We start from the raw sequence: 24,660 nt of genomic DNA, 5'->3' as shown, positions 1-24,660 counted from the left end.
CACCGGCCGCCGGCGGCGAGGTCCGTCGGTGACGCACCGGGTGGCCGACGGCCCCTTGACCGGGAACCTCATCCGCGACGGCGGGGCCGCCACGGTCCCGATGTACGACGGCGGGGTCGCCACGGCCCCGGTGCGCGCCGCCGGGGCGACGGCGGAACGACGACGGCCGGAGTCCTGCGGCCGGTCAGCCCACCGGCAGGACGAGCGCGGGAAGGGTCCGCTGCATGCGCAGCGCGTCCACCGACTCGGCGAGGAGTTCGTACTCGGTGGTCTCGTCGCTGACGGCGATCCGGACCAGCCGCCCGTCCGCCAGCTCGTCCGCCACCAGCTCCTGCTGGACGAGGTCGGCGGACCAGCCCCGCAGGACGGCGGGGACGTCGGTCACGTCGTCGGGGACCGGGGCGAGGGCGCCCGGCGGCACGTACGGGGTGTCCGGACTGGGATCGAGCCGCTCGGCGATCCAGCAGGCCCGGTCGCGCAGCCACCACAGGGCCAGCGCCAGCGTGGGCGCCCGGTAGGTGCCGAGCGGTACGCCGATACGGCGGCCGTCGCACACACCGTACGCGGTGACATGGCACAGGAATTCGTCGTGCACTGCTCCTACCCCCGTTGCGTGTTCTCGGTTGCCGGCCGTGCCTCGCTTTCCTTGCGGCTGCTGGGCGGTGAAAGGGCCCTCTACCTTCGAGTATGTTGACTCCTGAAACAGTGTCACCATGAATTTCCGGCCACTTCGCCGGCATATTCACACCGCTTCATGGCCGAAATCAGGCGCGTATTCGGCGCGTTGGCATTACTCCCGTGGTAATCGACCCCGGCGGCACGTCCCGGGCATGGTGGTCGCACCGGGTCGCCGGGACGGCATCCGGTTCCCGACCAGCACGTACGACCTCGATGGAGGCTGATTCGCCATGTCCGCGCACACCGACCGTCACGACCGCGCCGTCGCCCGCTACCTCGAGGCCTGGAACGCCCGCGAGCCGGAGGCGCTGACCAAGGCGGTGGCCGCCGCCTTCACGCCGGACGGCACCTACACCGACCCGCTCGCCGACGTCCGCGGCCACGAGCACATCGCGGCGGTCATATCCGCGGCCCACGAGCAGTTCCCCGGTTTCGCCTTCCGGCTCACCGGTGCCGTGGACGGCCACCACGACACGGCGCGGTTCTCCTGGGAACTGGTGAGCGAGGCGGACGGCGCCGCGCCGGTGGCCGGGTTCGACGTGATCGCCCTGGACGGAGAGGGACGGATCCGGACGGTGCTCGGCTTCCTGGACCGGGTGCCGGCCGGCGCCTGAGCCGCGGGCCCCCGGCGCCCACGGACCGCCGTGGGCGTCCGGGCTCGTCGGGGCCCGGCGCCCACGGCGGTCCGAGGCGCGACAGCCCGCCGGGACCACCGGGCGGGTGAAGGCCGGCGGCCCCCTCCCCCCGCGGGGCGGCGCGGACCGGAGCCGGCGGCGCGGGCCGGAGCGGCCTGCGCGGACCGGGCCGGTCTACGCCTTGACGAGCGCGTCGATGCGGGCGAGTTCGTCCGCGTCGAAGTGCAGGTTGCCGATGGCCGCCACGCTGTCCTCCAGCTGCCGCGGGCTGCTCGCGCCGACGAGGGCGGAGGTCACGCGGCCGCCGCGCAGGACCCAGGCCAGGGCCATCTGGGCCAGGGACTGGCCGCGGGACGCGGCGATCTCGTTGAGCGCGCGCAGCCTGCCCACGAGTTCCCCGGTCACCGCGTCGGAGTTCAGGAAGGGGCTGTCGCTGGCGGCCCGCGAGTCCTCGGGGATGCCGTCGAGGTAGCGGGCGGTCAGCACGCCCTGCTCCAGCGGGGAGTAGGCGATGGAGCCGACGTTCAGCTCGTCCAGGGCGTCGAGCAGGCCCTCCTCCTCGGGACGGCGGTCGAGCATCGAGTAGCGCGGCTGGTGGATGAGCAGCGGGGTGCCGAGCTCACCGAGGATGCGCGCGGCCTCGCGGGTCTGCTCCGCGGAGTAGTTGGAGACGCCGACGTAGAGCGCCTTGCCCTGCTGCACCGCGGAGTGCAGGGCGCCCATCGTCTCCTCCAGGGGGGTCTCCGGGTCCGGGCGGTGGGAGTAGAAGATGTCGACGTAGTCCACGCCCATCCGCCGCAGGCTCTGGTCGAGCGAGGACAGCACGTACTTGCGGGAGCCCCACTCGCCGTACGGGCCGGGCCACATCAGATAGCCGGCCTTGGTGGAGATCACCAGCTCGTCGCGGTAGCGCGCGAAGTCGGCCCGCAGCGCCTCACCGAGGGCGGACTCGGCGGCGCCGGGCGGCGGGCCGTAGTTGTTGGCCAGGTCGAAGTGGGTGACGCCCAGGTCGAAGGCGCGGCGCAGGATCGACCGCTGGGTCTCGGCCGGGCGGTCCGGGCCGAAGTTGTGCCACAGGCCGAGCGACAGCGCGGGGAGCTTCAGGCCACTGCACCCGGTGCGCCGGTAGGGCATGTCCGCGTAACGGTCGGGGTGGGCGGTGTACAACGCGACTCCTTGCGGGTTGGCACGGAACTGACCGGTCGCCCGTGACCCGCCGGCCACGACGGCGCGGATCACGGAACCGTGACCACTCTCGCGCGGCCCGCGGGCAGCGGTCCAACAGAAGAATCCGATGCGATTCAGCGGCTACGCTTCTCAATCATGGAACTGCGCCACCTCCAGCACTTCGTCGCGGTCGCCGAGGACCAGCACTTCACCCGGGCGGCGGAACGCCTCATGGTGTCCCAGTCGGGCCTGTCGGCGTCGATCCGGGCGCTGGAGCGGGAGTTGCAGACGCCCCTGTTCGTGCGCACCACCCGCCGCGTGACCCTCACGGAGGCGGGGCGGGCGCTGCTGCGCGAGGCGGAGCGCATCCTCGCTCAGGTGCGGGCGGCGCACGAGGCGGTGGCCGCGGTGCAGGGCGTGCTGCGCGGCACCCTCTCCCTCGGCACCGAGCAGTGCATCGCCGGGGTGCACGTGGCGGGACTGCTCGCCGCGTTCCGGCGGCGCCACCCGGACGTGGAGATACGGCTGCGGCAGGCGGGCTCCGGCGCGCTGGCGGAGGAGGTCACGGCCGGGCGGCTGGACCTGGCGTTCGCCTACCGGACGCAGGCGGACACCGACCAGCTGCGCTCGGTGTCGCTGACCAGCGAGCCGATGACGGTGCTGTGCCACCCGGACCACCGGCTGGCCGCGTCCGGCGCGGTCCTCGCCCCGGAGGACCTGAGCGGCGAGGTCTTCGTGGACTTCCACCCGGACTGGGGCCCGCGGCGCACCACGGACGCCGCCTTCTCGGCCGCCGGTGTCCTGCGCTCGGTCGCCTTGGAGGTCAACGACGTGCACAGCCTTCTGGACCTGGTCGACGAGAACCTCGGCGTCGCCGTCGTCCCGCGGCACTTCCGGCACAAGCGGCCCTCGCTGACCGCGCTGCCGTTCAAGGGCGCCGGCGACACCGAGTACGAGACGGTCGCGCTGCTGCCGCCGGAGCAGGCCACCAGCCCGGCGGCCCGGGCTCTGGTCGCCCTGCTCGGACAGGGGCACCCGGCGCCGTCCGGCGACGGGGCGCCCCTCGGCTGACCGGCCGGTGCGGCCCGGCCCGGCGGGACTTCGCCGTACGAGGCCGGCACCGGGGCCGGCAGCACCGGTGGTGCACGCGTGCGTCACCGTCGCGGGACGGCCGGCGATGCGCCATGGTGGACGCATGCACGCGAAGGACATCCTCATCGACGGCTACGGCCGCATCCGGGAAGAAGTCCACGCCGCGGTCGACGACCTGTCACCCGAGGAGCTCAACGAGCGCCCGGCCGACGACGCCAACTCCGTCTGCTGGCTGGTCTGGCACCTCACCCGGGTCCAGGACGACCACGTCGCCGACGCCTTCGGCCTCGACCAGGTGTGGCTGGCCCAGGGCTGGGAGAAGCGCTTCGGGCTGGGCCTGAACCGCCACGACACCGGCTACGGGCACACCGCCGCCAAGGTCGCGAAGGTGCGGGTCGACTCCGCCGATCTGCTCACCGGCTACTACGACGCGGTGCACGAGCAGACCCTCAGTGCCCTGCGCGGCCTGACCGCCAAGGACCTGGAACGCGTCGTCGACGAGCGGTGGGACCCGCCGGTCACCCTCGGGGTGCGGCTGGTCAGCGTCCTGTCCGACGATCTTCAGCACGCCGGACAGGCCGCCTACGTCAGGGGGCTCCTTCAGAGCGCGGCCTCGTAGCCCGGCAGGACGACGTCGCGCAGCAGGGCGTTGCGCTCGTCGAACGGGATGAAGGCGCTCTTGACGGCGTTCACCGTGACCGTGCGCAGGTCCGCCACCGTCCAGCCGGCCTGCTCCACCAGCAGGGACATCTCGCGGGTCATCGTCGTGCCGGACACCAGCCGGTTGTCGGTGTTGAGGGTGACCCGGAAGCCGAGGTCCTTCAGGGCCGTGATGGGGTGCTCGGCGATGGAGGTGGCGGCGCCGGTCTGCAGGTTGGAGGTGGGGCACATCTCCAGGGCGACGCGGCGGTCGCGCACCCAGCCGGCCAGCCGGCCCAGCTTGCCGTCCACGATGTCGTCGGCGATGCGCACGCCGTGCCCGATGCGCTGGGCCCCGCACACCTGGAGGGCCTGGTGGATGCTGGGCAGGCCGTGCGCCTCGCCGGCGTGGATGGTGAACGGGACGTTCTCGCGGCGCAGGTGCTCGAAGGCGGCCAGGTGGTCGGCGGGCGGGAAGCCGTCCTCGGCGCCGGCGATGTCGAAGCCGACGACGCCGGAGTCGCGGTGGGCCACCACGAGGTCGGCGATCTCGCGGCTGCGGTCGAACATCCGCATGCCGCACAGCAGCGTGCCGACCCGGACCGGGGTGCCGGCGGCGGCCGCCTTCGCCATTCCGGCGGCCAGGCCCTCCTGGACGGTCTCGACGACCTCGTCCAGGCTCAGGCCGCCCTGCAGCATCAGCTCCGGGGCGTAGCGCACCTCGCCGTAGACGACGCCGTCCGCGGCGAGGTCGAGGACGTACTCCTCGGCGGTGCGCAGCAGGCCCTCGCGGCTCTGCATCACGGCGAGGGTGTGCTCGAAGGTGGCGATGTAGCGCACGAGGTCGCCGGAGTTGGCGGCGTCGTAGTACCAGGCGGCGAGCTCGTCCGGGTCGGTGGTGGGCAGCCGGTGGCCGACCGCCTCCGCGAGTTCGACGACCGTGGCGGGGCGCAGGCCGCCGTCGAGGTGGTCGTGCAGCACGGCCTTGGGGAGCCGGCGGAGGGCGTCGGTGTCGGTGCGGGGCGCGGTCATGAGCGGGTGTTCCTCGGCAGACGGGTCTCGGTGCGGGTGGTCGGCGGGGCGGGCGGCCCTGCGTGCGGCCGGCGCGGTTGCGGGGGCAGCGGGGGGACCGGCCTCGGTCAGCCGGCGGGCTGGAGCAGGTCCCACCGGTTGCCGTACAGGTCCTGGAAGACGGCGACCGTCCCGTACGGCTCCTCGCGCGGCTCCTCCAGGAAGGTCACGCCCGCGGCGCGCATCCGGGCGTGGTCACGGGCGAAGTCGTCGGTGTGCAGGAAGAAGCCGACGCGTCCACCGGTCTGGTCGCCGACGCGGGCGTGCTGGGCGTCGTCCTTGGCGCGGGCGAGCAGCAGCCCGGGGCCGGCTCCGGCGTCCTTGCCGTGCGGGCCCGGCTCGACGACGACCCAGCGGGAGCCGTCGGGGCGCGGGGCGTCCTCGACGAGCCGGAAGCCGAGCGCCTCGGTGTAGAAGCGGATCGCCTCGTCGTAGTCGTCGACGACGAGGGTGACCAGGGCGATGCGTCTCATCGGGACCTTTCGGGACGGGCGGTCGTCGGGTGATTGTCGGATGATCGCCGGGTGAGGTTATACGTAAAACCTTCCGTACGCCAATCGGAGGCGGGAGGGCCGGCGGGTGACCGGCCGGCGGGCACGGACGGTCATGAGGGGACGGGTGCCGGAAGCGGTGCGGGCCGGCCGGCTCGGAGGCAGACCAGGAGGGCACCGGCGCACCGCCGGCCCGAGGGGCGACCTGGGTACGGCCGGCCTCGTGCAATGAGCCCCCGTGCCGCTCCGCACGGCGCGCTCGGGTGCCTCAGGGATAGGTGTAGGTGTTCAGCTCGGCGACGGCGGACGCCGGGTCACCGAGGTCGTACCGGTCCACGGCGAGGAAGTTCGGCTTCTTGCGGGCCGCGGGGCGGCAGAACCGCTCGGCCCGGTCGGCGAGTTTGCCGTTGTCGGTCCGCGCGGTGGCGGAGACCGTGACGTCGCGGAAGTGGTTCATCACGAACAGCGGGCGGAAGCCGGGCTCGGTGCGCGTCAGCGGGATGTTCGTGCCCGCGTCGTACCAGCGGCTGTAGCACGACCAGTCGGAGGAGCCGAGACCCGAGCCCATCGACCAGTGGTTCTCCACCGTCCACTCCCGCTGGTACATGACGCCGAAGCTGTCCCGGGTGAGACCGGCCGCCTCGTCGGCGGAGCGGCTGTGGTCGGTGAAGACCAGCAGGCGCCGGCCGCCGGCGGTGAGGTCGGCGAGCCTCGGCCAGCCGTTCTGCCGCACCCCGGTGAGGTCGGGGCGGTAGAGCACGTCCGACAGGCCGTCGACTCGCGAGAGTTCGGCCCGCAGGACGCCCGGGTCGACGTAGTCCTCCAGGAAGACGGTGACGAACTGGTCCGGGTGCGCCTTCAGGAAGGCCACGATCCGCTGGAGGTCGACCCACAGCGCGACCGGACGGCTGACCAGGGTGCAGCTGTTGTGGCAGAGGATCGCGCCGTCCGGGGTCTGGTGCAGGTCCAGCATGAAGCCCCGTACCCCCTCGGCGAGTTGCTCGTCGATGCCGCGCGCCTGGTTCGGGGCGAGGTTGACGAACGGCGGGGCGAAGCCGCCGTCGACGCCGTTGGCGTAGGAGTTGTGGGTGGTGAGGAACGTGACCTGGTCGAGGGTGCGCTGGTCCGCCGGCGGCATGGGGGACGTCGCCGGCGTCACCGGGGTCAGGTACCAGGTGGCGAGCGCGCCCCCGGCGCCGACGGCCAGTTGTGCGGGGTAGTTGCCGCCGGAGGGCTTGGCGGCGACGGTCAGGTGGCGGTCGGTTCCCGGGACGGCGAGCGTGTAGCCGTCGGATCCGGACGGGCGGATCTCCCAGGCCGCGTCGGGGGCGCCGCAGGCGACGGTGCGGGCCTGGTCGCCCGCGTGGCCGAGGCAACTCCCCGCCGTGTCGGCGCTCTCCAGGACGTATGACGAACCGCTCGCCCGGAGGGTCCAGCGCTGGTGGTCCTCGTCACCCTTGGGGCGGTGCTGTTCCACGGTGCCCTGGACGGCGGCCGCGTTGAGGCCGGTCGTCGCGCTCTGCAGGTAGTAGGCTCCGGCCGCCGGAACGGCCGTCGCGGCGCCGGCCGAAGAGGGTGCCACGACGGAGGCGGCCAGCGCGGCGGCCGTGGCGAGGAGGGCGTGGGGGGTGCGCATGCGGTGTGCCCTTCGTGGTCCGATAGTCAGGTGCATGACACCATGGCCCACGAGGGGGCATCAGCGGGAGAGGGCGCGTATCGGTCAACGGCCGGTTGCGGCCTGCCGTTTCAAACGGTCTTCCGGCAGGAGGGCCTCGCGTCACCGTGTGTTTGGGGGGTCGTTGACGTGGGCGCCGGGGCGAGGGGATGAGATGTCCTCTCAAGCCGTCCGGGTTCGACCGCTGCACCGTGAGTGGATGCCGCACACGGCGCAGCGGGTCGAAGCCGCTTAGCAGCCCCTCCGGCTCGGGTTCAGCCCATTCCGCAGCGATCGAGCGCGGTACGAACCTGGTTGAGGCCGGCCACTCTCCAGTGGCCCCGGTCAGGCATGTGGTCGTCCCGGCGCCAGCGCCAGGAAGAGAACATCGCCCAGTTCAGGGCGCGACACCGGTGAATCAGGTCTTGGTCAGCACCCGCGTAGTGCTTCGCCACGTCTTCGGGCCCATGGGCGAGGTCGAACTCGACCGGCCCACGGCAGCACGTGGCGAGGTCCACGAAGAGCGGACCTCTCCTCGTGTTCAGGAGGTTGCCCGGATGTGGCTCGCCATGCAGCAGCTGGTCGCCGACTTCGCCGATGCCGATCGCGGTGCTCAGTCCGCTGAGTGTGTCGCTGAGGAGTTCCCGGTCGGAATCGGGCAGTTCGGGGGACTGGTCCCGGTCGTTCACCACTCTCAGCGCCACGGCGACTCGATCGGTGACATGCGGTGCGTCCAGATCGATCAGGCGCAGGGCGGCATGGTGCCGCATGAGCACGTCTGCGTAGTCGGCCGGGGCGACCTCTGATCCCACCTGTTCGTAGTAGGTCCAGAGCGAGATGGCGAAGGCATCACGCACATGAACCCGGGGCTCGACGCGAGGCTCGAGCTCAGCCACCGGAGCGTCGACGTCGGCCAGACGGCGAGCAACCTCTACTTCGAACCTGGAATCAGCCAGATGCCCCGAAGGTGCGACCCGAGCCAGAACATCGCAAGGGAGCAGGCGCAGCGCGACGCGGTCCGAGTTGTGGATGACGATCGCATCGTCGGCCTGAAGGCCCAGCTTCGAAGCGGCCGCCCGTCCTGCCTCGACTGCGCGGCGGAGTTGTGACGACTCCATACCGTTCTCCCTCTTTGGCGAGCACCCCTGCACGTCTGGGCAGAGCAGCGATGCCCCCAGATGTCTGCACGAACATCGTTCGGCGGCCAAACCCCGACCTGGCGACAAGCATCCCGAACCAGGACCTGCACAGGCCCGAGGTTCTATTCGGCCGATCATGCACATCGAACTAGGCGAGCACACAATCGAACACAGCCGTAGAGGCTCCCCGTCCCGCGAAGACGGAGAGAAGAGCCCCGACCGCCCGTGCGGTCGGGGCTCTTCGCGCGGTGGTCAGGCCCCGTCCCGCGAGTAGCGCACCTCGCGCTTCTCCATCCAGCGGTATGACCAGTCCATCTCCGCCGTGACGTTCTTGACGGGGGCGAGGGGTCAGTGCTCGGCGGGGTGCACGAACGGGCGGACCTCGATGGGCAGTGTGGTGGCCCAGGCGGCCTTGCGCCCCCAGTCGAGCGCCGCCTCGTCGTCGGAAGCCCTGATCAGGCACAGCCCGCCCAGATACTCCTTGCCCTCCGCGTACGGGCCGTCGGACGTCACCACGTCCCCGTCCCGCGGCCGCAGCACGGTGGCCGTCTCGGGGCCGTCCAGTCCGCCGGCGAACACCCAGGCACCGGCCTCCCGCAGCGCCTTGTGGAAGAGGTCGAGGTTGCGGCTGATGGAGGCGAGGGCCTCGGTCGAGGGCGGCTCGCCCTCACTCGGCTGGATCACGCTGAGCAGGTAGTACTTCATCACGTCCTCCTGGGCGAAGCGGGGGGTTCCCTCGCCTCCTACACGAAGGACGTGCCCGCGGAGGGACGCCTCGCCCTACGCGGCGGGAAATTCGGCCCGCGAGCGTGGTGGCGGGCGCTCGCGCACCCCACGGAGTCCGCGGCGCGCCGGTCCGTCACCCGGCGCCTCACCGCCGCGACGGCAAGGCCCCCGCGTCGCACGCGGGGGCCGGGGACGGGGCGCCGCCGGGCGGGTCCGGTCAGTCGCTGTCGGCCGTGGGCACCACGACGAGGAAGGCGTCGTCCTTGATGTCCATGACCACGGTGGCCTGCTGACCCTCGGCCCTGCGCTGCGCCGCGTACTCCTCGGCCGGCCACGATCCGCGCGGCGCCCCCGCGGGAAAACTCTCCAACACCTTCGCGTCCATACCGGCAGACACCTCCGTAATCGACCATCGACGTGAGCGGACCACGCGTTGCGTGCAATTCGCCTGCCCCCTGCCGGGCCGAACATGTCACCGGGCGCGAAAACCCGTGCGGGTCCGGTCCGCCGTGCCGCGTCGACGGCACGGCGGACCGGGTGCCTCAGCGCCCGGCGCGTTCCGCTTCGCGGTGCCTGCTCAGGCGCCCCGGCCACAGGACACGGCGCCGATGTCGCGCACCAGGGCGGGCACCATCAGGTGGACGCGCAGCCGGCCGGAGTCATCGGCTCGCCGGCGTCGAGGATGGCGGCCGGCGCCTGGACGTCCGAAGGCCCCCGCGCGGCTCGCCCGGCTGGCCGCATCCGCGGACGGCGCGAGCATGGAAGGAGCACAGGAGACGACGGCAACCCCAGGGATCGAGGGCGACGGACGGTGAACGCACGGGAGGACGCCGCGCGGCCGGAGGCGCGGGACGGACTGCGCTGCCTGGTCACGGGCGCCACGGGGTACATCGGCGGCCGGCTGGTCCCGGAGCTGCTCGACGCGGGCCACCGGGTGCGCTGCCTGGCCCGCTCGCCGGGCAGACTGCGCGACCAGACCTGGCAGCGCGACGTGGAGGTGGTGCGCGGCGACGTCACCGACGCCGTGTCGGTCGCCGGGGCGATGCGGGACGTCGACGTCGCGTACTACCTGGTGCACGCCCTCGGCACCGGCAAGGACTTCGAGGAGACCGACCGCAGGGCCGCCCGGATCTTCGGCGAGCAGGCCCGGGCGGCGGGGGTGCGGCGCATCGTCTACCTCGGCGGACTGACCCCCGAGGGCGTGCCGGAGCGGGACCTGTCGCCGCACCTGCGGTCCCGGGCCGAGGTCGGCCGCATCCTGCTGGGCTGCGGAGTGCCGGCCACCGTCCTGCGCGCGGCGGTCATCATCGGGTCCGGCTCCGCCTCCTTCGAGATGCTGCGCTACCTCACCGAGCGCCTGCCCGTGATGGTCACCCCGAGCTGGGTGCGCACCCGCATCCAGCCGATCGCCGTGCGCGACGTGCTGCGCCTGCTGGTCGGCAGCGCCCGTATGCCGTCCGAGGTGAACCGGACGTTCGACATCGGCGGGCCGGAGGTGCTGACGTACCGGGACATGATGGTCCGCTACGCGGCGGTGGCGGGCCTGCCGCGCCGGGTCATCCTCCCCGTCCCCGTGCTCACGCCGGGGCTGTCCAGTCACTGGGTGGGCCTCGTCACGCCGGTGCCCGCGTCCATCGCCCGCCCGCTCACCGAGTCGCTGCGGCACGAGGTGGTGTGCCGCGAGCACGACATCGCCCGGTACGTGCCCCACCCCCCGGGGCACCCGCTGGGCTTTGACGAGTCGGTGCGGCTGGCCCTGCAACGCGTCCGTGACGCCCGGGTCACGACCCGCTGGTCGTCCGCCTCGGTGCCCGGGGCCCCCAGCGATCCCCTGCCCACCGACCCCGACTGGGCGGGCGGCAGCCTCTACACGGACGAGCGCGAAAAGGCGGTCGACGCCCCGCCCGAGGCCCTGTGGCAGGTCATCGAGGGCATCGGCGGCGAGAACGGCTGGTACTCCTTCCCACTCGCCTGGTCGCTGCGCGGCCTGCTGGACCGGCTGGTGGGCGGAGTGGGTCTGCGCCGGGGACGGCGCGACGCGCAGCGGCTGCTGGTCGGCGACTCGCTGGACTTCTGGCGGGTCGAGGAGATCGAGCCGGGCCGTCTGCTGCGGCTGCGCGCCGAGATGCGCCTGCCGGGCCTGGCCTGGCTGGAGCTGTGCGTGGAGCACGACGGGACCGGCAGCGCGACGCCGCACGACGGCGGCCGTACGCGCTACCGCCAGCGCGCCCTGTTCCACCCGCACGGCCTCCTCGGCCACACCTACTGGTGGGCCGTGTCGCCGTTCCACGCCGTCGTGTTCGGCGGCATGGCCCGCAACATCGCGCGGGCGGCCGCCAGGGCGCCGCTCACCCGCACGAGGGAACGGGAGCCCGCCCGCTGACACCGCGCATCCGCCGTGCGAGCCGGGCCGGAAACAGCTGACCGTCCAACCGTCTTGTCCCCGGAGCCGCGTCATGAACGTCTCGGTCGTCCTGTTCACCTCCGACCTGCGTCTGCACGACCATCCGCCGCTGTGGGCCGCGATGGAGGGCGGACGCGAGGTGGTGCCCCTGTTCGTGCGCGACCGGGGAGTGGACCGGGCCGGGTTCGCCGTGCCCAACCGGCTGGCGTTCCTCGCCGACTGCCTGCGGGACCTGGACGCGGGCCTGCGCGAACGCGGCGGGCGGCTCATCCTGCGCTCCGGTGACGTCGTCGAGGAGGTGTGCAGGGTGGTCGCCGAGGCGGACGCCGACGAGGTGCACATGGCGGCCGACGTCAGCGGCTACGCCCACCGCCGCGAGGAGCGGCTGCGGCGCGCCCTGGAGGCGGACGGGCGGCGCCTGCACGTCCACGACACGGTGACCACGGCCCTGGCGCCCGGGGCGGTGGCGCCGGCCTCCTCGGACCACTTCGCCGTCTTCACGCCGTACTTCCGGCAGTGGTCGGCGGCGCGGCTGCGCGACGCCGTCGGCGCGCCCCGCAGGGTGCGGGTCCCCGACGGGATCGGTTCCGAGAGCCTGCCCTCGCGCTCCGGTCCGGCGGGAGTGTCCGAGGACCTGGCCGCGGGCGGCGAGGCGGAGGGCCGCAGGCGGGCCGCGGCCTGGCTGCGCGGCGGCGTGGCCGCGTACGAGGACCGCCACGACGACCTGGCCCAGGACGGCACCTCCCGCCTCTCCGCGCACCTGCACTTCGGCACCCTCTCCCCCGTCGAACTGGTCCACCGGGCACGCAGGACGGGCGGCCCGGGCGCGGACGCCTTCGTCCGGCAGCTGGCGTGGCGGGACTTCCACCGGCAGCTCCTGGCCGCCCGCCCGCAGGCCGCCTCCGCCGACTACCGCACGAAGCACGACCGCTGGCGGTCCGCGCGCGTCGCCCGGGCGGACGTCGAGGCGTGGCGCGAGGGCCGTACCGGCTATCCGGTGGTGGACGCGGCGATGCGCCAGCTGCGCCACGAGGGCTGGATGCACAACCGCGGCCGCCTGCTGACGGCGAGCTTCCTCACCAAGACCCTCTACGTCGACTGGCGCGTCGGCGCCCGCCACTTCCTGGACCTCCTGGTGGACGGCGACCTCGCCAACAACCAGCTCAACTGGCAGTGGGTGGCGGGCACGGGCACCGACAGCCGGCCCAACCGGGTGCTCAACCCGCTGGCGCAGGCCAAGCGGTACGACCCGGACGGCGGCTACGTACGGCGCTGGGTGCCCGAACTCGCCGGGATCGACGGCCCCCTGGTGCACGAGCCGTGGAAGATCCAGGGCGCGGAGCGGGCCGCGCTCGACTACCCGGATCCGATCGTGACCCTCTCCGACGGGCTGGCCCGCTTCAGGCGGGCCCGCGCCCGCGACTGAGACCGATCACCGCGCGAGGTCGCGCAGCACCTCCCGGGCCGCCCGCGCGCCGGAGGCCATGGCCCCCTGCACCGAGCCGGTGGCCCGGTGGTCCCCGCACACGTAGCGGCCGGGTGCCACGCGGGAGGTGCGCAGCAGCGACTGCGGCGGCGGCATCGCGGGCAGCGCCTCGGTGATCGTACGGACCGTCAGCAGGTCCCAGTCGCCGGTGTCCGCGCCGTACAGCTCCGACAGTGCCCGGCGCACCGCGTCCTCGCGGCCTCCGGCGTCCGCGCCGAGCACCGAGGTGGCGACGAGGGCGGAACCGGCCGGTGCGTAGCCGGGCACGACCTCGCTGAGGACGCAGGTGTTCAGCACCCGCCGCCGCTCGTCGATCAGCAGGGTCGGCTCGGGCAGTGGCGACCGGGGGGCGACGTGGTAGTACGTCGTCACCACCCGGCTCGGCGGGACGTCCAGGCCGGGCAGCAGAGCGGTGGCGGCGCCGGATCCGGTGGCCACCACCACGGCCCGGGCGGGCAAAGCGTCACCGGCGGCCGTCTCCACGCCGTCGTCGGTGAGCCGTTCGACCGGCGTCTCAAGACGCACCGCGTCGGCGGGCAGGGCGGCGGCCAGCGCGCGCGGCACCGCCCCCATGCCGTCCGCGGGCAGGCAGAGGGTGCCGCGGAGCATGCTGCGCCACACGAGGTGGAAGAACCGGCTGGAGGTCTCCAGCCGGTCCTCCAGGAAGATGCCCGACAGGAACGGCCGGAAGAAGCGCTCGACGAAGGCGTCGGAGAAGCCGGCCGCCGCGAGCGCGGTCCGTGTGGTGCGGTCCTCCGACCGCTTCACCCACGCCGCCGGGGCCAGCACGTCCCGGCCCGACATCAGCGCCAGGGCCGCCAGGTCACCCGGCCCGGCGAGGCGGCCGGACAGGAGGTCGGGCAGGGTGCGCGCGGAGCGGGTCGGATCGGTGAAGAGAAGCCAACCGCGGCCGGTGTGGATCAGTGCGCCCGGAGTGAACGGCCGCAGGCGCAGGTCCCGCAGCGCCAGACGCCGCCGGACCTGCGGGTACGAGGTGTTGAAGACCTGGAAGCCCCGGTCGACGACGAACCCGTCGACGCGGTCGGAGCGCATTCGGCCACCGACCCCGTCGGAGGCCTCCAGGACGCGTACGTCCAGTCCGGCCCCGAGCAGATCCCGGGCACAGGCGAGTCCGGCGACACCCGCGCCGATCACCAGGACGTCCGTGGGGGACGGGGTCGCGGGCACGTGACCACCCTTTCGCGGGTCGGGCCGGCGCGGCACGCACGTCCGGACCCCGGTTCGGTGCGGGCCGTGCGCCGGTCAGCGGAAGCGGCCGCGCCGTCCGGCGCGCCCCTCGGACTGCTCTCACGGGCGGGCTGCGGTGCCGCACGCCCCGCTCATTCCTTCCCCTCCCGACGGCTGCCCGGATGCGCCGACGGAGTGGGACGCCGGACTACGCTGCCCACCGGAGGACTCCGGCGGGCGTACCTGCCGACCGTCGGACCGTCGCGGGCGCGTCCACGTGCCCCGCCAGCGTTGGCGCGCTCCAGCGCCGTCCACACGCCCACATGCCCCCATGCCCCCATGCCCCCATGCCCCCATGCCCCCATGCCCCCAGCGTCGGCGTGCCTCTGCGCCGTCACGTGCCCCAGCAGCGTTGGCGGGTCCGAGCGCCGTTCGCCTGCCGCCCCAGAAGCGCGCGGGCAATCGCCCCGGACGGCAGACGGCCACGCAGGGCATCCGCTCCGACCGCATCCGCGGCCGCCCACGCGCGGAAGGGGCCGTGTCGGGGGGTGTCCGCCCGCAGCGGCCGGCGCGTCGCCCCCGGTGCGCCGGTGACCGACAGCGCCCGCGCCGGTCCGAGGACGGACACCCCCCGGCGCGGCCCCGACCCACCCACGACGGGGCGCCGTACGCCTCACCGCCGTTCGCCGGTCACTCCTGCCCGGTACAGACCGCAGAGCGTGTCGAGCGCCTCGCGCAGGCCGCTGGGCCGGGGCATGCCCCGAGCCGGCCGCCCGGCCCACCCGGGTCCGCCGAGCAGGACCAGCGGCTGCCGTCGTGCGCCCTTGACCCCCCACTGCGTGGCGGCGACGTGCCGGGCCAGCGGCAGGCTGGCGGTGGAGCGTGCCTGCGCCCACAGGACCACGGCCGACGGCCCCATGCGCTGCACCGCGGCCGCCAGCGCCTCAGCGGGCACGGCCGCGCCGAACATGCGCGTGGGCACCCGCGCCTCGCCGAGCCCGGCGTTCAGGGCCTCCAGCGGGAGGGTGTGCTGTTCCCCGGGGACGCAGGCCAGCAGCACGGGCCCCGGGGCGGACGGGTCGCCGGGAGCGACGACGGGCCGGGTGAACCGGCGCAGTGCGGTGGAGACGTGCCAGGACAGCAGGTGCTCCACCTCGACGTAACGGTCCCCGGACGAGGCCCACTTGCGTCCCACGGCGTGCAGGGTCGGCACCATCACCTCCTGCCAGGCGACGGTGAGGCCGTACTCCTCCACGGCCGCGGTGAGTCGCTCCTCGACGGCGGGAGCGTCCAGTCGCACCGCCGCGCGGGCCAGACCCCGGCACTCCTGCCGTACGTCGCCCAGCGGCAGCGTGCCGGCCGCACGCGACGGCCGACGGGCGGACGGCTCCAGCCCGGCCTCAGGCTCACGCGCCGGCGGCTTCGACGCGGGCCGGGCGGAGCCGCTGCCGCCCGCGGACGGCGCGGAGGCCGTCGGCGGGACAACGGGCCCGCCCCCCGTGTCCTCCCGCACCACGCGCCGATCGGCGACGCGTTCGGAAGCCGCGCTCTCACCGACGGCGCCCCGCTGCGCGGCGCGGGCCGCTTCGGCGGGCGGCACACCGGCGGACGTCAGGCGGCACATCGTCTCCAGCATCGCCACGTCCCGCGGCGACCAGCGGCGGTGGCGCCCGTCACCGCGCACCGCGGGCCCTATGCCGTAGCGGCGGTCCCAGGAACGCAGCGTGGTCGGCGACACGCCGAGCCTGCGGGCCAGAGCGCCGGTCGTCAGACCGGTCCCGGCCGGCGGTGGGACCGGCGCGGGCCGGCCCTCCGGCGCGTCCACCGCCGCATCGGTTTCCGTCATACGCCGACTATACGACGCACAAGCGATGCGACTTGGCGCACCGGTTCGGCGGCTCGGAGCATGAAGTCACTGGGGCGCGCCCCGGAGACCGCTCTCCACCGCCTGACCGGCGGGGTTCGCCGGACCCCCGGCGGCCGGGGCGGATCCGCCCCGACGCGAGGAGCCGCCGTCATGACCCCATGTCCGACCGCCACCGCGACCGACCTTCCGTCCACGACAACCACCGACCTCCCGCCCGCCACCGACCTCCCATTCACCACCGGCCTGCACTCGACCACGGAGCTCCCGTGCACCACCGGCCTGCCCCCCACCACGGACCTCGCATCCACCACCGACCTACCCCCCACCACGGACCTCCCGTGCACCACCGGCCTTCCGTCCACAGCCGGCGTCCCGTCCCAGTCCGGTGGCCGGTCACACACCGCCGAATCCCTGCGGCCGGTCCGCGACGACCAAGCCCCCCGATGGGTGCCGGCCGAGGAGCCGCCGGGCGACGAAGAACTCGCGCGGGGCCTGGTCGCGGGCGACGACGCATGCCTCGCCGCCGCCTACCACCGCTGGTCCGCCCTGGTGCACACGCTGGCCTGGCGCTCGCTGGGCGACGCCAGGGAGGCGGAGGACGTCACCCAGCAGGTGTTCCTGGGGGTGTGGCGCGGCCGCCACGGCTATCGCCCCGAACGCGGGCCGCTCGCCGGATGGATCGTCGGGATCACCCGGCGCAAGATCGCCGACGCGCTGTCCGCGCGGACCCGGCGGGGCGAACTGGTCGCGGCCGCCGGATCGGCCCTCGGACTGCGCGATCCCTCCGCCGGGCGCCCCGAGGCCGCCCTGGACCGGGTGCTCGTCCGGCACGAGCTCGAGCAGCTCCCCGCCGCCCAGCAGCGGGTGCTGCGCCTGGCCTTCTATGAGGACCTGACCCAGACGCAGATCGCGGAGCGCACGGGCTGGCCGCTGGGCACGGTCAAGAGCCACGCGCGCCGGGGCCTGCACCAGCTCCGCCGCCGCCTTCGGGCAGACCCGGCGACGGGTGCCGCGGCCTGAACCGGGCCGGCGTCCCGGCGTCACCGCACGCGCCGTCGCACGGACGAGCTCATCCCGCACTCATATTCGATGCAGCACCGATGCGTCGTCCTGCGCGGCCGCCGCAGAAGCGCGCCGCGCGGCAGACCAGACGCCCCAAAGACCACTCAGGCCCGGGCGGCGAGCAGGCAGGCCGGCGACCGGCCGCGCCGAGCCGCCGAAACCGTGCCCGCCGTACCGGACAGGCCCTCAGGGCCCCGGGTCGGCCAGGAGGGGGCCGAGCGGACCGAGGTCGAGGTTCAGGTCGCTGCGGCGCAACCCGTGCTGCGCACACAGCTCGTCCATCCGCCGGTCGAGCAGCATGAGGGCGGTGCCGAGACGGTCCTCCTGCTCGGCGGTGAGCGTCCCCTCGTCGAAACGGCGCACCGCCTGCCGCTCCATCAGCTGGCGCAGCAGCTCCACGACGGTCAGCACCAGCGCGGCCAGGTCGTCGACGACCTCTTCCGGGTCCAGGTCCAGGGTGTGGGGGCGCGGTCCGGTCACAGCGGCCCACTGTCCGCCCAGGGCGCCGGGACCCGGTCGCTGACCGACGCCAGCAGGGCGTGCAGGGAGATCCGCACCAACGGCACGTCGGCGACGGCCAGGACCAGATCGCCGCTGATCACGACCCCGGTCGCCAGCACCCGGTCGAGCAGGTCGACCAGGGGCACCCCGGCCGGCGCGTAGGGCTGCGGCCCGTCCCACGGCACCCCCGTGCCATCGGGCTCGCGAAGGACCGGTGCGGTCATGCGCGGACCTCCCCTCCGACGTCGTTCCACTCCTCGTCCGGCCGGGCGAAGGAGTACGGGATCCAGGGTCCCGAGGCGACGATCCGCACGTGGGCGAGGCCGCGGCCCGCGGTGAGCCGGTCCAGCGCCCCGATGAAGCCGGCCCGCTCCCCCTCGTCGACCAGATAGGCGGCGTTGAGCAGCTGCGGAGTGCCCCGGCCCGTCAGCTGCTCGCTCTGCGGCCGGTGCCTCGTCGCGGCGACGGCGTACCGGCGCAGTTCCCGGTCGGCGGCGGCCGCCTCGGCCCGTGCCCGCTCCTGTGCCTCCTGGCGGGTGCGGCGGCGGGCGCTGACCCGGCTGAGGTAGGCCCGTCCGCCCCCTTCGCCGCCGTGCCCGGTGCCGGGCGCGTCCGGCGAGGCCGTGCCGGGTTCGGCGGCGTGCACCTTCACCGCCCACTCGGTGCGGTCCCGGAGCCGGTCGAGCAGGGCGCACAGCGCCGTTTCCCGGGCGGTGACGGCCTCGACCGCGTTGGCGTCGCCGCGATACAGGGTCGCCATCGGCAGCGGGACGACGGCTCCCCGCCGCGCGGCCGTCCCGACGCCGCGGTGGTGCGCGCGGACACAGCGTTCCAGCTCGTCCGGCCGGTTGAGCCGGGCCGCGAGCGCGGTCTCGTCGAAGGCGGGCGCGGGCACGTCCTGGACGACCACCCACACGGCTCCCGCGCGCAGGACACGCAGCGGTCCGCCGCCGTCGTGGCCGGCGGTCGCGGCGAGCACGCCGGCGGGCGGCGGAGTGCGGGTCACCGCGAACGCGTAGGTGAGCGTGGGGGGCAGCGCCGTGTCCGGGCCGCCGCGAGGGGGCCGCACCGCCGGGGTCGCGTTCACCGGACCCGCTCCGGCGCCGCGTCCCCGGCCTCGCTTCCGCGGCCGGCGTCCTCCGTCTCGTCCAGGGCGTCGGTGACGGCGTGCCGCAGACTGTCGAGCTGCGCGCGCAGCTGGGCGTTCTCCTCCGCCAGGGCTTCCCTGGCGGCCCGCGAGGACAGGGCGGGGTCCGTCTCCCACCAGTCGATGCCCGCCTTCCGGGCGGTGTCCACCGAGGCGATGAACAGACGCAGACGGATGGTGAGCAGCTCGATGTCGAGCAGGTCGATCTTGATGTCCCCCGCGATCACGATGCCCTTGTCGAGGACTCGTTCGAGGAGGTCGGCGAGACTGCCGTCGGCCGGTCCGTAGGACGGGGGGACCGCCGTCTCGTCCCAGGGGGCGACGTCCGTCATCCGCCACCCCCGGACGGCTGGGACAGCTCGAACAGCTTGGGCAGCCCGGACAGCTTGGGCAGCTCGGACGACTCGGATAGCTCGGGCAGCTTGGGCGGCTCGGGCAGCCGGAAGGTCCGCGGTCCGCCGGGCCTCCCGGCCGGGGGCCGTCGCGGCGGGGCACCGGGACGCCGTCCGGCGGGACGGAAGCCGCCGGGAAGAGCCGGCTCCGCCTTCGGTGCCCCGCGCAGGCGCCGGAGGCAGCCGACGGCCGCGAATGCCGCCGGGGCCGTCCTGCGGTCGCTCATACGTACCTCCCCTTCGGTGTGCCCGCGGCCGCCGACGGGCGGCCCAGCCGGCGGACGGGGTCGTCGAGGAGGTCGAGCAGCCGCTCCTCCTCCCGCTCGAAGGTCACTTCGTCGATGGCGCCCTCGTCCAGGGCCCGGTTCAGCGCGGTCAGGCGGGCCTGCACCACCGCCGGGTCGCACGTCTGGCGCTCGGCCTCCTGGACCAGATGGTCGGCGACCCAGAGCGTGCCGCGCAGCGGGGCGAGGGGCAGCAGCAGGAGTCCGCTCACGAGACCCACGGCCCGTCACCGCCCGGCCCGGGCGACGGGACGCGTCTCGACAAAGCTGTAGCAGGGCAGCGGCCCGGTCAGGCTGAGCGCCAGCCGGTCCCCCAGGGCGCGGGCCTGGTCGGCGACCGCCTGCCGGAACCGGTCCTCGTCGGGGGCACGCACCAGGAACGACGCGCTCAGCACCCGCTCGTCGTCGAGCGGTCCCTGCACGACGCGCACGGCCAGCGGGGTCAGGCGGGCCAGGACCGCCTGTGCCGCGCGCTGCGCCTCGCGCCGGACGCCCCGGGCGAGTGCCTCGCCCAGCCGCACGTTGGCCTCGTAGTCGGGCCGGCGACGGGTCCGGCGGGCCAGGACGAGCAGCTTGTCGTCGCGGCGCACGAGGTCGGCGAAGCAGCCGGGCACGGTCGTGCCCTTCACGTTCATCTCCACGCAGCCCCGGACCGTGTCGAGTTGCGCCGCCAGACGGCGGCCGTCGGCGCGCAGCTGTTCCCGCAGTCCGGCCGGGTCCGGGCTCACGACCGCGAACCGCATGGGGAGGACGGGACCCTGCGCCGCGAGTTCGTCGAGCACCGCCTGGTGAGCCGTAAGGTCGCGGCGCCGTGCGCGGAGCCGCTCGGGCGCGTCGGAGACCGCGGCGGACAGCCCCGACTCGGTCAGCAGCCGGACGGGGGCGCCGCCCACCCCGGGGGTGCGCGGGGGCCGGACGCCGGCGGGAGCGATGCCGTAGACGTACAGGGTCTGGGGTGGGGTGGTGGCGGTGGCCGTCACGGTCATTCCTCTCCGGCGGAGCGGCGTTTGCGTGGACGCGGGCGGTCCTCTTCTCCGTGCTCGCCGTGTTCTGCTGGTGCGCCGTGTGCGCCGTGTGGGCCGTGTTCACCGGGGCGGGCACCGGCGGGACGGCTGCGTTCCTCCGCGGGGCGGCGGCGCGGCGGCTCCCGCTCCGGCTCGCGCCGGCTGCGGACGGGCTCCTCCTCCCCGTCCTCCTCCTCGGTGTCCTCCTCCGCCTCCTCCTCCGGGCTGAGGAAGTCCCGCACCTTCGCGGTCAGCGAGCGGGCCGTGCGCTTGGCGCCCGCCTTGGCCACCGACCGGGTGGCCGAGCCGCCGAAGAGTTCCGGCACGGTCTTGGAGCGCACGTCGCGTTCCAGGTCGAGGCGGTTGCAGGCCTCGGCGAAGCGCAGGTAGGTGTCGACGCTGGCGACCACGATCCGCGCGTCCACCTTGAGGATCTCGATGCCGACCAGTGAGACGCGCGCGAAGACGTCGATCACCATGCCGCGATCGAGGATGAGCTCGAGGACGTCGTAGAGGGTCCCGGCGCGCGGGGTGCAGATGACCTCGTCGTCATAGGTGATCATGCAGCGTGTCCTTCCGGAGGCGGACCGGCGGGCGGGTCACTGATCCTGGGCACCGCGCCGGTAGCGGGCTATCCGGCGGTACTGCAGCAGCTCACCCGCCGAGTCGACCTCGACCTCGTAGGTGGCGAGCAGGCTGGTGGTGTCGGGGATGCGCGCGAGTTCCAGCACGTCGACGTTGACGATCCAGCCGTCGTCCTCGCTCCTGGACACCGCGGAAACGCCTTCTTGGCGGTGCCGGACGAGTTGGGCCAGGCCGTCCGCGGCGCACTGGGCGGCGTCCTGCGCACCGCGCACCGGACGCCTGCGCGTGGGGGTGGCGGCCGTACGGCGCCGCCGCTCGCCAGGTTCTGTCATGCTGCCCATGCTGGCCTCGGGGATCAGCGGGCGCGTCCGCAGTTGACCCATCCGAGCCGCGGCCCCGCCCGCACGGAGGCGTTCGGCCCCCAGTCGGGTGTCGCCCCCTGGGCGGAGGGTTACGCCACCCGGTACGCGCCCGGGATTCGCCGAAGCACCCGGCCGGAGGCCACCGGCCCGAGAGGGACAGCATCGTCAGCCGCCTGCGAGGACGGCGCTGTCGGCCCTCCGGCCGTTCGCCTCACCACCGACGCGGCACCACGTATGCGCCTCGCGGAACCACCAAGGACCCGTCGGCGTCCGCCCGGACATTGGCAAGATCATGAACCCTGACCGCCGGATCACGCCCTCGAACTGCTGTCCCGCCGCTCTGGGTGCGGGCCGTACTCTCCGGCCGGCAGGTACGGATCGGTGAACTCCCGTTTCTGGTCCGTCAGTTGCGCTCGCGTCACGCAAGAAGATCTAACGGTCAGGGCCCCGCCGCCGCGCTTCCCGCGGATTGATCACGGCTCAATAGGGGCCCCAAGATCAGCCGAGTCCGCGATGGGCGGCCCACAACGCCCCGGCACGGCTGGCAGCGTCGGAGACCAGGGCCGCCAGTTCGGGCCTATCGGGGACAGGAAACGAGACGTATGCGCCCCGGCCGCCACCGACTGGCCTGCCATAGGCCTTCACGGCGAGGTGACCGTCGGGCAGGAGCCGGACGTTGAGTGTGGTCAGCGTGAACGCTTCACCGCGTCGAGTGTCCGTCCAGCGGAGCGCCTGCGGGATCGCGACATTGATCGCCAGAGCACTGACTTCCAGATCGCTGCTCATGGACGGATGATCTCACCCGAGTCGCCGCAGGCGGCCGCCACCGACTTCTGCGGCAGGGCAGTTCGATCACGACTCGATACGCACCCTAGATCTCGTACAGGTACGGCGTCGTCGTGGTGAGTGGGGTGAAGCCGAGGCGTTCGAGGACGGGGCGGCTGAGGGAGGAGGCGTCGACCTGGAGGTAGCCGTAGCCGCGCTCGGCGGCGAGGCGGGCACGGTGGGCGACCAGGGCCCGGTAGATGCCGCGGCCCCGCCAGCCCTCGACGGTACCGCCGCCCCACAGACCGGCGAAGCCCGTCCCGGGCACCATTTCCATGCGGGCCGCGCTCACCGGGACGTCGCCGGCGAGGGCGACGACGGCGACGAGGGTGTCAGGATCGGAGGCGAGGTGGGTGAGCAGCCGGTGCCGCAGAGGGGAGCCGTCCACGCCGAACGCCTTCTCGTGCACGTCGACCCAGAGGTCGACGCCGGCCCTGTCGGTGACGGTGAGGAACCGGACGCCCCCGGGCGGTTCGGCGTCGAGGACCAACTGCCCCGCCTCGGCGATCATGAGCGTCTCCTCGGGCGCGGGGACGAATCCCGCGTCCTCGAGCCGCCGTCCGAGGTCCACGGGCCGGTCGTGGCCGTAGAGCTTCCACTCGAAGGAGAGGCCGAGCCCGCCGAAGTAAGCGATCTGCTCGGCGATCGCGGCGTTCGCCCCGGCGGCGTCGAGGTCCGACCAGAGCACGCCGTTCCAGTCGTCGGCGGAGCCGACCTGGCGCACCACGCGCCCCGCCCGCTCCACCCGGACGCCCGGGCCGTCCGGCCTGGCTTCTTCGCGCAGGTCCCGGTCGTGGAGGGCGAGCACCGCGGCGTGATCCATGCGGTCACTCCAGCGCAGGGCGCGGCCGGGGCGCAACACAATTACGGGGCGGGCGCCCGCGGGACGGGGTGCGCCCCTGCCCGGGTTCGCAGGGGCCGCCCCCGCGGACACGGTTCCGTGCCGAGCCACGCTTCGGTGCGTCACGCCCGCCGGTCCCGGGGCGTACGTCTCGGCTAACCGAGTTCGAGGGTCGTCACCCCGAAGACCCGTTCCCGTGCGTGACGCCGCACCGGTCCCGTGTACATGCGGGCCGTCTCGAAGGACGGTGTGAGGCCGGCCTCCTCGGCCAGGGCGATGCCCTCCGCATTGGTCTCGGGCACGTCGATGGCGACGTCGCGTCCCCCGGCACGGGCGGTCAGCGCGGAGAAGAGGGCACGGGCGTCCTCGGCGGTGTCGGCGAACAGCGGGCCGATCCGCGCGCCGTCACGGGCGGGGCGGATGACGGCGTAACCCGCGATCCGCGGCCCGGCCCGGCGTACGACGGCGTGGTGTCCCGGTGCGGTCAGCCAGTGGGCCAGGAACCGGGGACGGTCGGCCGGGAAGCAGGCGGCGTCGTAGGCGGCGACGGCGTCCCGATCCTCAGGCCGGACCGGACGGACGCCCGGCGCGGCTCCGGCGGCGGGCGCCGGGCCGGTGAACCGTACGGTGCGGTGGGCGAGTTCGAAGCCGGACCGGCGGTAGTTGCCCTGCTGGGCCACGACGCCGTCGAGGCCGATGGTGCGGTGTCCCGCGTGGCCCAGGGCGGTCTTCCAGGTCGCGAGTCCGTGGCCGCGGCCGCGCATGTCCGGGCGGACCAGGTAGCAGCCCAGGAAGGCGAAGGCCGGGCCGTAGTTGACCACGGAGACCGCCGAGACGGGCTCGCCACCGATCCGGCCCAGGAAGAAGCCCTCGGGGTCCTGGGCGAAGAAGGCCGGGCCGTCGGACAGTCCGGGATTCCAGCCCTCGTCCGCCGCCCAACCGCTGATCACGGGCCAGTCCTCGAGGGTGGCCCGCGAGACGACGAGTTCTTCGGCGGCCGGCGAGGACATGGGCGTACTCCATTCCGGGGGCGGGTGCGCCCCGCCATGCTCGCGCAGGGGGCGGGTGTGCGCCCGGCCATCCTCGCGGGCGGGGCCCGGGCGCGTCACGACGGGATCAAGCCGCCCGCGCCGGCCGGCCGTCGGCAGGGGCGACGCGGCCCACCGCACGACCGGGCAGGTCGCCTCGGCGGTGACGGGGGCCTTTCACCGCGGTGACGGCCCGTTCACCCCGGCCGCGATCGTGCGGCGGTGCGGCGCGCCGGCCGGGAGCACCGGTCACGGCGACGACTGCCGCGTCCGCGGCTCGGTGTGCGGCGACGCGTCGTCGCGTGGGCCCGGGACTCGTGGAGCCGGCCGGCGCGGGCTCGCGCCGGCCGGACGCCCAACCCCCGTGCCACCCCCCGCGGGCCCCCCCCACC

General features: G+C 74.2%; 28 protein-coding genes. 6 read left to right on the top strand and 22 right to left on the bottom strand.

The features are described 5' to 3' along the window. Positions 1–184: 184 nt before the first annotated feature. Positions 185–595 carry a hypothetical protein gene (locus ABZ920_RS26865; protein ID WP_361510088.1) on the bottom strand — a complete coding sequence of 137 codons (411 nt, stop codon included), beginning with the start codon at positions 593–595 and terminating at the stop codon, positions 185–187. Between the two features lie 313 nt (positions 596–908). On the opposite strand from ABZ920_RS26865, the gene ABZ920_RS26860 reads away from it, so the two are divergent. Next, positions 909–1,292: a nuclear transport factor 2 family protein gene (locus ABZ920_RS26860; RefSeq protein WP_361510085.1), complete on the top strand. Its 384-nt coding sequence runs from the start codon at positions 909–911 to the stop codon at positions 1,290–1,292. A gap of 195 nt (positions 1,293–1,487) precedes the next feature. Here the strand turns inward: ABZ920_RS26860 and mgrA are convergent, their stop codons facing one another. Next, entirely contained in the window at positions 1,488–2,480 is a 993-nt protein-coding gene (mgrA, locus tag ABZ920_RS26855) for an L-glyceraldehyde 3-phosphate reductase (protein ID WP_361510082.1), read from the bottom strand. 156 nt (positions 2,481–2,636) lie between these two features. Here mgrA and ABZ920_RS26850 point away from each other — a divergent pair, with 156 nt between their 5' ends. Together ABZ920_RS26850 and ABZ920_RS26845 are read left to right on the top strand one after the other, a co-directional pair. After that, the gene (locus ABZ920_RS26850; protein WP_361510079.1) at positions 2,637–3,551 is read left to right on the top strand and encodes a LysR substrate-binding domain-containing protein; all 915 of its coding nucleotides are present in this window, start codon (positions 2,637–2,639) and stop codon (positions 3,549–3,551) included. Positions 3,552–3,675: 124 nt separating this feature from the next. Further along, positions 3,676–4,191: a DinB family protein gene (locus tag ABZ920_RS26845; protein WP_361510076.1), complete on the top strand. Its 516-nt coding sequence runs from the start codon at positions 3,676–3,678 to the stop codon at positions 4,189–4,191. On the opposite strand, the gene ABZ920_RS26840 is transcribed toward ABZ920_RS26845, so the two are convergent. The 6 genes from ABZ920_RS26840 to ABZ920_RS26815 form a co-directional block, all read right to left on the bottom strand. Beyond that, entirely contained in the window at positions 4,173–5,243 is a 1,071-nt protein-coding gene (locus tag ABZ920_RS26840) for an adenosine deaminase (RefSeq protein WP_361510073.1), read from the bottom strand. The two genes, ABZ920_RS26845 and ABZ920_RS26840, sit on opposite strands and share 19 nt — an antisense overlap. A 107-nt stretch (positions 5,244–5,350) precedes the next feature. Next, positions 5,351–5,755: a VOC family protein gene (locus ABZ920_RS26835; protein ID WP_361510070.1), complete on the bottom strand. Its 405-nt coding sequence runs from the start codon at positions 5,753–5,755 to the stop codon at positions 5,351–5,353. A gap of 286 nt (positions 5,756–6,041) precedes the next feature. Next, a complete protein-coding gene (locus tag ABZ920_RS26830; protein WP_361510067.1) occupies positions 6,042–7,409 on the bottom strand; it encodes a phospholipase in 1,368 nt (455 codons plus the stop codon). A 293-nt stretch (positions 7,410–7,702) separates the two neighbouring features. Then, positions 7,703–8,545, bottom strand: coding sequence for a phosphotransferase (locus ABZ920_RS26825; RefSeq protein ID WP_361510064.1), 843 nt, complete (start codon positions 8,543–8,545; stop codon positions 7,703–7,705). Positions 8,546–8,914: 369 nt separating this feature from the next. Continuing rightward, positions 8,915–9,271, bottom strand: coding sequence for a YciI family protein (locus ABZ920_RS26820; protein ID WP_361510061.1), 357 nt, complete (start codon positions 9,269–9,271; stop codon positions 8,915–8,917). 238 nt (positions 9,272–9,509) lie between these two features. Next, a complete protein-coding gene (locus ABZ920_RS26815) occupies positions 9,510–9,677 on the bottom strand; it encodes a hypothetical protein (RefSeq protein ID WP_361510059.1) in 168 nt (55 codons plus the stop codon). 426 nt (positions 9,678–10,103) lie between these two features. Between ABZ920_RS26815 and ABZ920_RS26810 the strand changes: the two genes are divergently transcribed. Then, positions 10,104–11,675 carry an SDR family oxidoreductase gene (locus ABZ920_RS26810; protein WP_361510056.1) on the top strand — a complete coding sequence of 524 codons (1,572 nt, stop codon included), beginning with the start codon at positions 10,104–10,106 and terminating at the stop codon, positions 11,673–11,675. Positions 11,676–11,748: 73 nt separating this feature from the next. Then, positions 11,749–13,122 carry a deoxyribodipyrimidine photo-lyase gene (locus tag ABZ920_RS26805; RefSeq protein ID WP_361510053.1) on the top strand — a complete coding sequence of 458 codons (1,374 nt, stop codon included), beginning with the start codon at positions 11,749–11,751 and terminating at the stop codon, positions 13,120–13,122. 6 nt (positions 13,123–13,128) lie between these two features. Here the strand turns inward: ABZ920_RS26805 and ABZ920_RS26800 are convergent, their stop codons facing one another. Both ABZ920_RS26800 and ABZ920_RS26795 read right to left on the bottom strand, forming a co-directional pair. Beyond that, positions 13,129–14,370 (bottom strand): NAD(P)/FAD-dependent oxidoreductase, encoded by a 1,242-nt coding sequence (locus ABZ920_RS26800; RefSeq protein WP_361510050.1) that lies wholly within the window; start codon positions 14,368–14,370, stop codon positions 13,129–13,131. A gap of 673 nt (positions 14,371–15,043) precedes the next feature. Beyond that, positions 15,044–16,216, bottom strand: a complete 1,173-nt coding sequence (locus ABZ920_RS26795; RefSeq protein ID WP_361510047.1) for a MerR family transcriptional regulator — start codon at positions 16,214–16,216, stop codon at positions 15,044–15,046. Positions 16,217–16,684: 468 nt separating this feature from the next. Here ABZ920_RS26795 and ABZ920_RS26790 point away from each other — a divergent pair, with 468 nt between their 5' ends. Further along, on the top strand, positions 16,685–17,257 hold the full coding sequence (locus ABZ920_RS26790; protein ID WP_361510171.1) for a sigma-70 family RNA polymerase sigma factor: 573 nt from the start codon (positions 16,685–16,687) through the stop codon (positions 17,255–17,257). Positions 17,258–17,485: 228 nt separating this feature from the next. Here the strand turns inward: ABZ920_RS26790 and ABZ920_RS26785 are convergent, their stop codons facing one another. The 12 genes from ABZ920_RS26785 to ABZ920_RS26730 all read right to left on the bottom strand — a co-directional run bounded on the left by ABZ920_RS26785 (position 17,486) and on the right by ABZ920_RS26730 (position 24,250). Further along, positions 17,486–17,779 (bottom strand): gas vesicle protein K, encoded by a 294-nt coding sequence (locus ABZ920_RS26785; RefSeq protein ID WP_361510044.1) that lies wholly within the window; start codon positions 17,777–17,779, stop codon positions 17,486–17,488. Next, positions 17,776–18,024, bottom strand: a complete 249-nt coding sequence (locus ABZ920_RS26780; RefSeq protein ID WP_361510041.1) for a gas vesicle protein — start codon at positions 18,022–18,024, stop codon at positions 17,776–17,778. Before ABZ920_RS26780 ends, ABZ920_RS26785 begins: the two co-directional genes overlap by 4 nt. After that, positions 18,021–18,887, bottom strand: a complete 867-nt coding sequence (locus ABZ920_RS26775; RefSeq protein WP_361510038.1) for a GvpL/GvpF family gas vesicle protein — start codon at positions 18,885–18,887, stop codon at positions 18,021–18,023. Before ABZ920_RS26775 ends, ABZ920_RS26780 begins: the two co-directional genes overlap by 4 nt. Then, positions 18,884–19,279, bottom strand: a complete 396-nt coding sequence (locus ABZ920_RS26770) for a gas vesicle protein (RefSeq protein WP_361510036.1) — start codon at positions 19,277–19,279, stop codon at positions 18,884–18,886. The genes ABZ920_RS26775 and ABZ920_RS26770 overlap by 4 nt, the downstream gene beginning before the upstream one ends. After that, entirely contained in the window at positions 19,276–19,566 is a 291-nt protein-coding gene (locus ABZ920_RS26765) for a hypothetical protein (RefSeq protein WP_361510034.1), read from the bottom strand. Before ABZ920_RS26765 ends, ABZ920_RS26770 begins: the two co-directional genes overlap by 4 nt. Beyond that, complete coding sequence (locus ABZ920_RS26760) at positions 19,563–19,844, bottom strand: gas vesicle protein GvpG (RefSeq protein WP_361510031.1); 282 nt, start codon at positions 19,842–19,844, stop codon at positions 19,563–19,565. Before ABZ920_RS26760 ends, ABZ920_RS26765 begins: the two co-directional genes overlap by 4 nt. 6 nt (positions 19,845–19,850) lie before the next feature. Beyond that, positions 19,851–20,609, bottom strand: a complete 759-nt coding sequence (locus tag ABZ920_RS26755) for a GvpL/GvpF family gas vesicle protein (RefSeq protein ID WP_361510027.1) — start codon at positions 20,607–20,609, stop codon at positions 19,851–19,853. Next, entirely contained in the window at positions 20,606–21,190 is a 585-nt protein-coding gene (gene gvpJ / locus ABZ920_RS26750) for a gas vesicle protein GvpJ (protein WP_361510024.1), read from the bottom strand. Before gvpJ ends, ABZ920_RS26755 begins: the two co-directional genes overlap by 4 nt. A gap of 36 nt (positions 21,191–21,226) precedes the next feature. Further along, complete coding sequence (locus tag ABZ920_RS26745; RefSeq protein WP_361510021.1) at positions 21,227–21,544, bottom strand: gas vesicle protein; 318 nt, start codon at positions 21,542–21,544, stop codon at positions 21,227–21,229. A 528-nt stretch (positions 21,545–22,072) separates the two neighbouring features. Continuing rightward, positions 22,073–22,360, bottom strand: a complete 288-nt coding sequence (locus tag ABZ920_RS26740; RefSeq protein ID WP_361510018.1) for a hypothetical protein — start codon at positions 22,358–22,360, stop codon at positions 22,073–22,075. Between the two features lie 85 nt (positions 22,361–22,445). Continuing rightward, complete coding sequence (locus ABZ920_RS26735) at positions 22,446–23,222, bottom strand: GNAT family N-acetyltransferase (protein WP_361510015.1); 777 nt, start codon at positions 23,220–23,222, stop codon at positions 22,446–22,448. Positions 23,223–23,395: 173 nt separating this feature from the next. Next, on the bottom strand, positions 23,396–24,250 hold the full coding sequence (locus tag ABZ920_RS26730; protein WP_361510012.1) for a GNAT family N-acetyltransferase: 855 nt from the start codon (positions 24,248–24,250) through the stop codon (positions 23,396–23,398). Positions 24,251–24,660 lie beyond the last annotated feature (410 nt).

Origin of the sequence: Streptomyces sp. NPDC046831 (assembly GCF_040645305.1) — a bacterium.
Classification (GTDB): Bacteria; Actinomycetota; Actinomycetes; order Streptomycetales; family Streptomycetaceae; genus Streptomyces.
The sequence above is the reverse complement of the archived record's forward strand: the minus strand, read 5'-3'. Positions and strand labels throughout refer to the sequence as shown.

Excerpts from the sequence above, each read along its gene's own strand:
- ABZ920_RS26765 (WP_361510034.1), bottom strand. The coding sequence starts at position 19,566 with ATGAGCGACCGCAGGACGGCCCCGGCGGCATTCGCGGCCGTCGGCTGC.
- ABZ920_RS26780 (WP_361510041.1), bottom strand. The coding sequence starts at position 18,024 with ATGACCGCACCGGTCCTTCGCGAGCCCGATGGCACGGGGGTGCCGTGG.
- ABZ920_RS26740 (WP_361510018.1), bottom strand. The coding sequence starts at position 22,360 with ATGAGCAGCGATCTGGAAGTCAGTGCTCTGGCGATCAATGTCGCGATC.
- ABZ920_RS26850 (WP_361510079.1), top strand. The coding sequence starts at position 2,637 with ATGGAACTGCGCCACCTCCAGCACTTCGTCGCGGTCGCCGAGGACCAG.
- ABZ920_RS26735 (WP_361510015.1), bottom strand. The coding sequence starts at position 23,222 with ATGGATCACGCCGCGGTGCTCGCCCTCCACGACCGGGACCTGCGCGAA.
- ABZ920_RS26805 (WP_361510053.1), top strand. The coding sequence starts at position 11,749 with ATGAACGTCTCGGTCGTCCTGTTCACCTCCGACCTGCGTCTGCACGAC.
- ABZ920_RS26860 (WP_361510085.1), top strand. The coding sequence starts at position 909 with ATGTCCGCGCACACCGACCGTCACGACCGCGCCGTCGCCCGCTACCTC.
- ABZ920_RS26770 (WP_361510036.1), bottom strand. The coding sequence starts at position 19,279 with ATGACGGACGTCGCCCCCTGGGACGAGACGGCGGTCCCCCCGTCCTAC.
- ABZ920_RS26845 (WP_361510076.1), top strand. The coding sequence starts at position 3,676 with ATGCACGCGAAGGACATCCTCATCGACGGCTACGGCCGCATCCGGGAA.
- ABZ920_RS26730 (WP_361510012.1), bottom strand. The coding sequence starts at position 24,250 with ATGTCCTCGCCGGCCGCCGAAGAACTCGTCGTCTCGCGGGCCACCCTC.
- gvpJ (WP_361510024.1), bottom strand. The coding sequence starts at position 21,190 with ATGATCACCTATGACGACGAGGTCATCTGCACCCCGCGCGCCGGGACC.
- ABZ920_RS26840 (WP_361510073.1), bottom strand. The coding sequence starts at position 5,243 with ATGACCGCGCCCCGCACCGACACCGACGCCCTCCGCCGGCTCCCCAAG.
- ABZ920_RS26755 (WP_361510027.1), bottom strand. The coding sequence starts at position 20,609 with ATGACCGTGACGGCCACCGCCACCACCCCACCCCAGACCCTGTACGTC.
- ABZ920_RS26830 (WP_361510067.1), bottom strand. The coding sequence starts at position 7,409 with ATGCGCACCCCCCACGCCCTCCTCGCCACGGCCGCCGCGCTGGCCGCC.
- ABZ920_RS26745 (WP_361510021.1), bottom strand. The coding sequence starts at position 21,544 with ATGACAGAACCTGGCGAGCGGCGGCGCCGTACGGCCGCCACCCCCACG.
- ABZ920_RS26825 (WP_361510064.1), bottom strand. The coding sequence starts at position 8,545 with ATGGAGTCGTCACAACTCCGCCGCGCAGTCGAGGCAGGACGGGCGGCC.
- ABZ920_RS26795 (WP_361510047.1), bottom strand. The coding sequence starts at position 16,216 with ATGACGGAAACCGATGCGGCGGTGGACGCGCCGGAGGGCCGGCCCGCG.
- ABZ920_RS26820 (WP_361510061.1), bottom strand. The coding sequence starts at position 9,271 with ATGAAGTACTACCTGCTCAGCGTGATCCAGCCGAGTGAGGGCGAGCCG.
- ABZ920_RS26815 (WP_361510059.1), bottom strand. The coding sequence starts at position 9,677 with ATGGACGCGAAGGTGTTGGAGAGTTTTCCCGCGGGGGCGCCGCGCGGA.
- ABZ920_RS26835 (WP_361510070.1), bottom strand. The coding sequence starts at position 5,755 with ATGAGACGCATCGCCCTGGTCACCCTCGTCGTCGACGACTACGACGAG.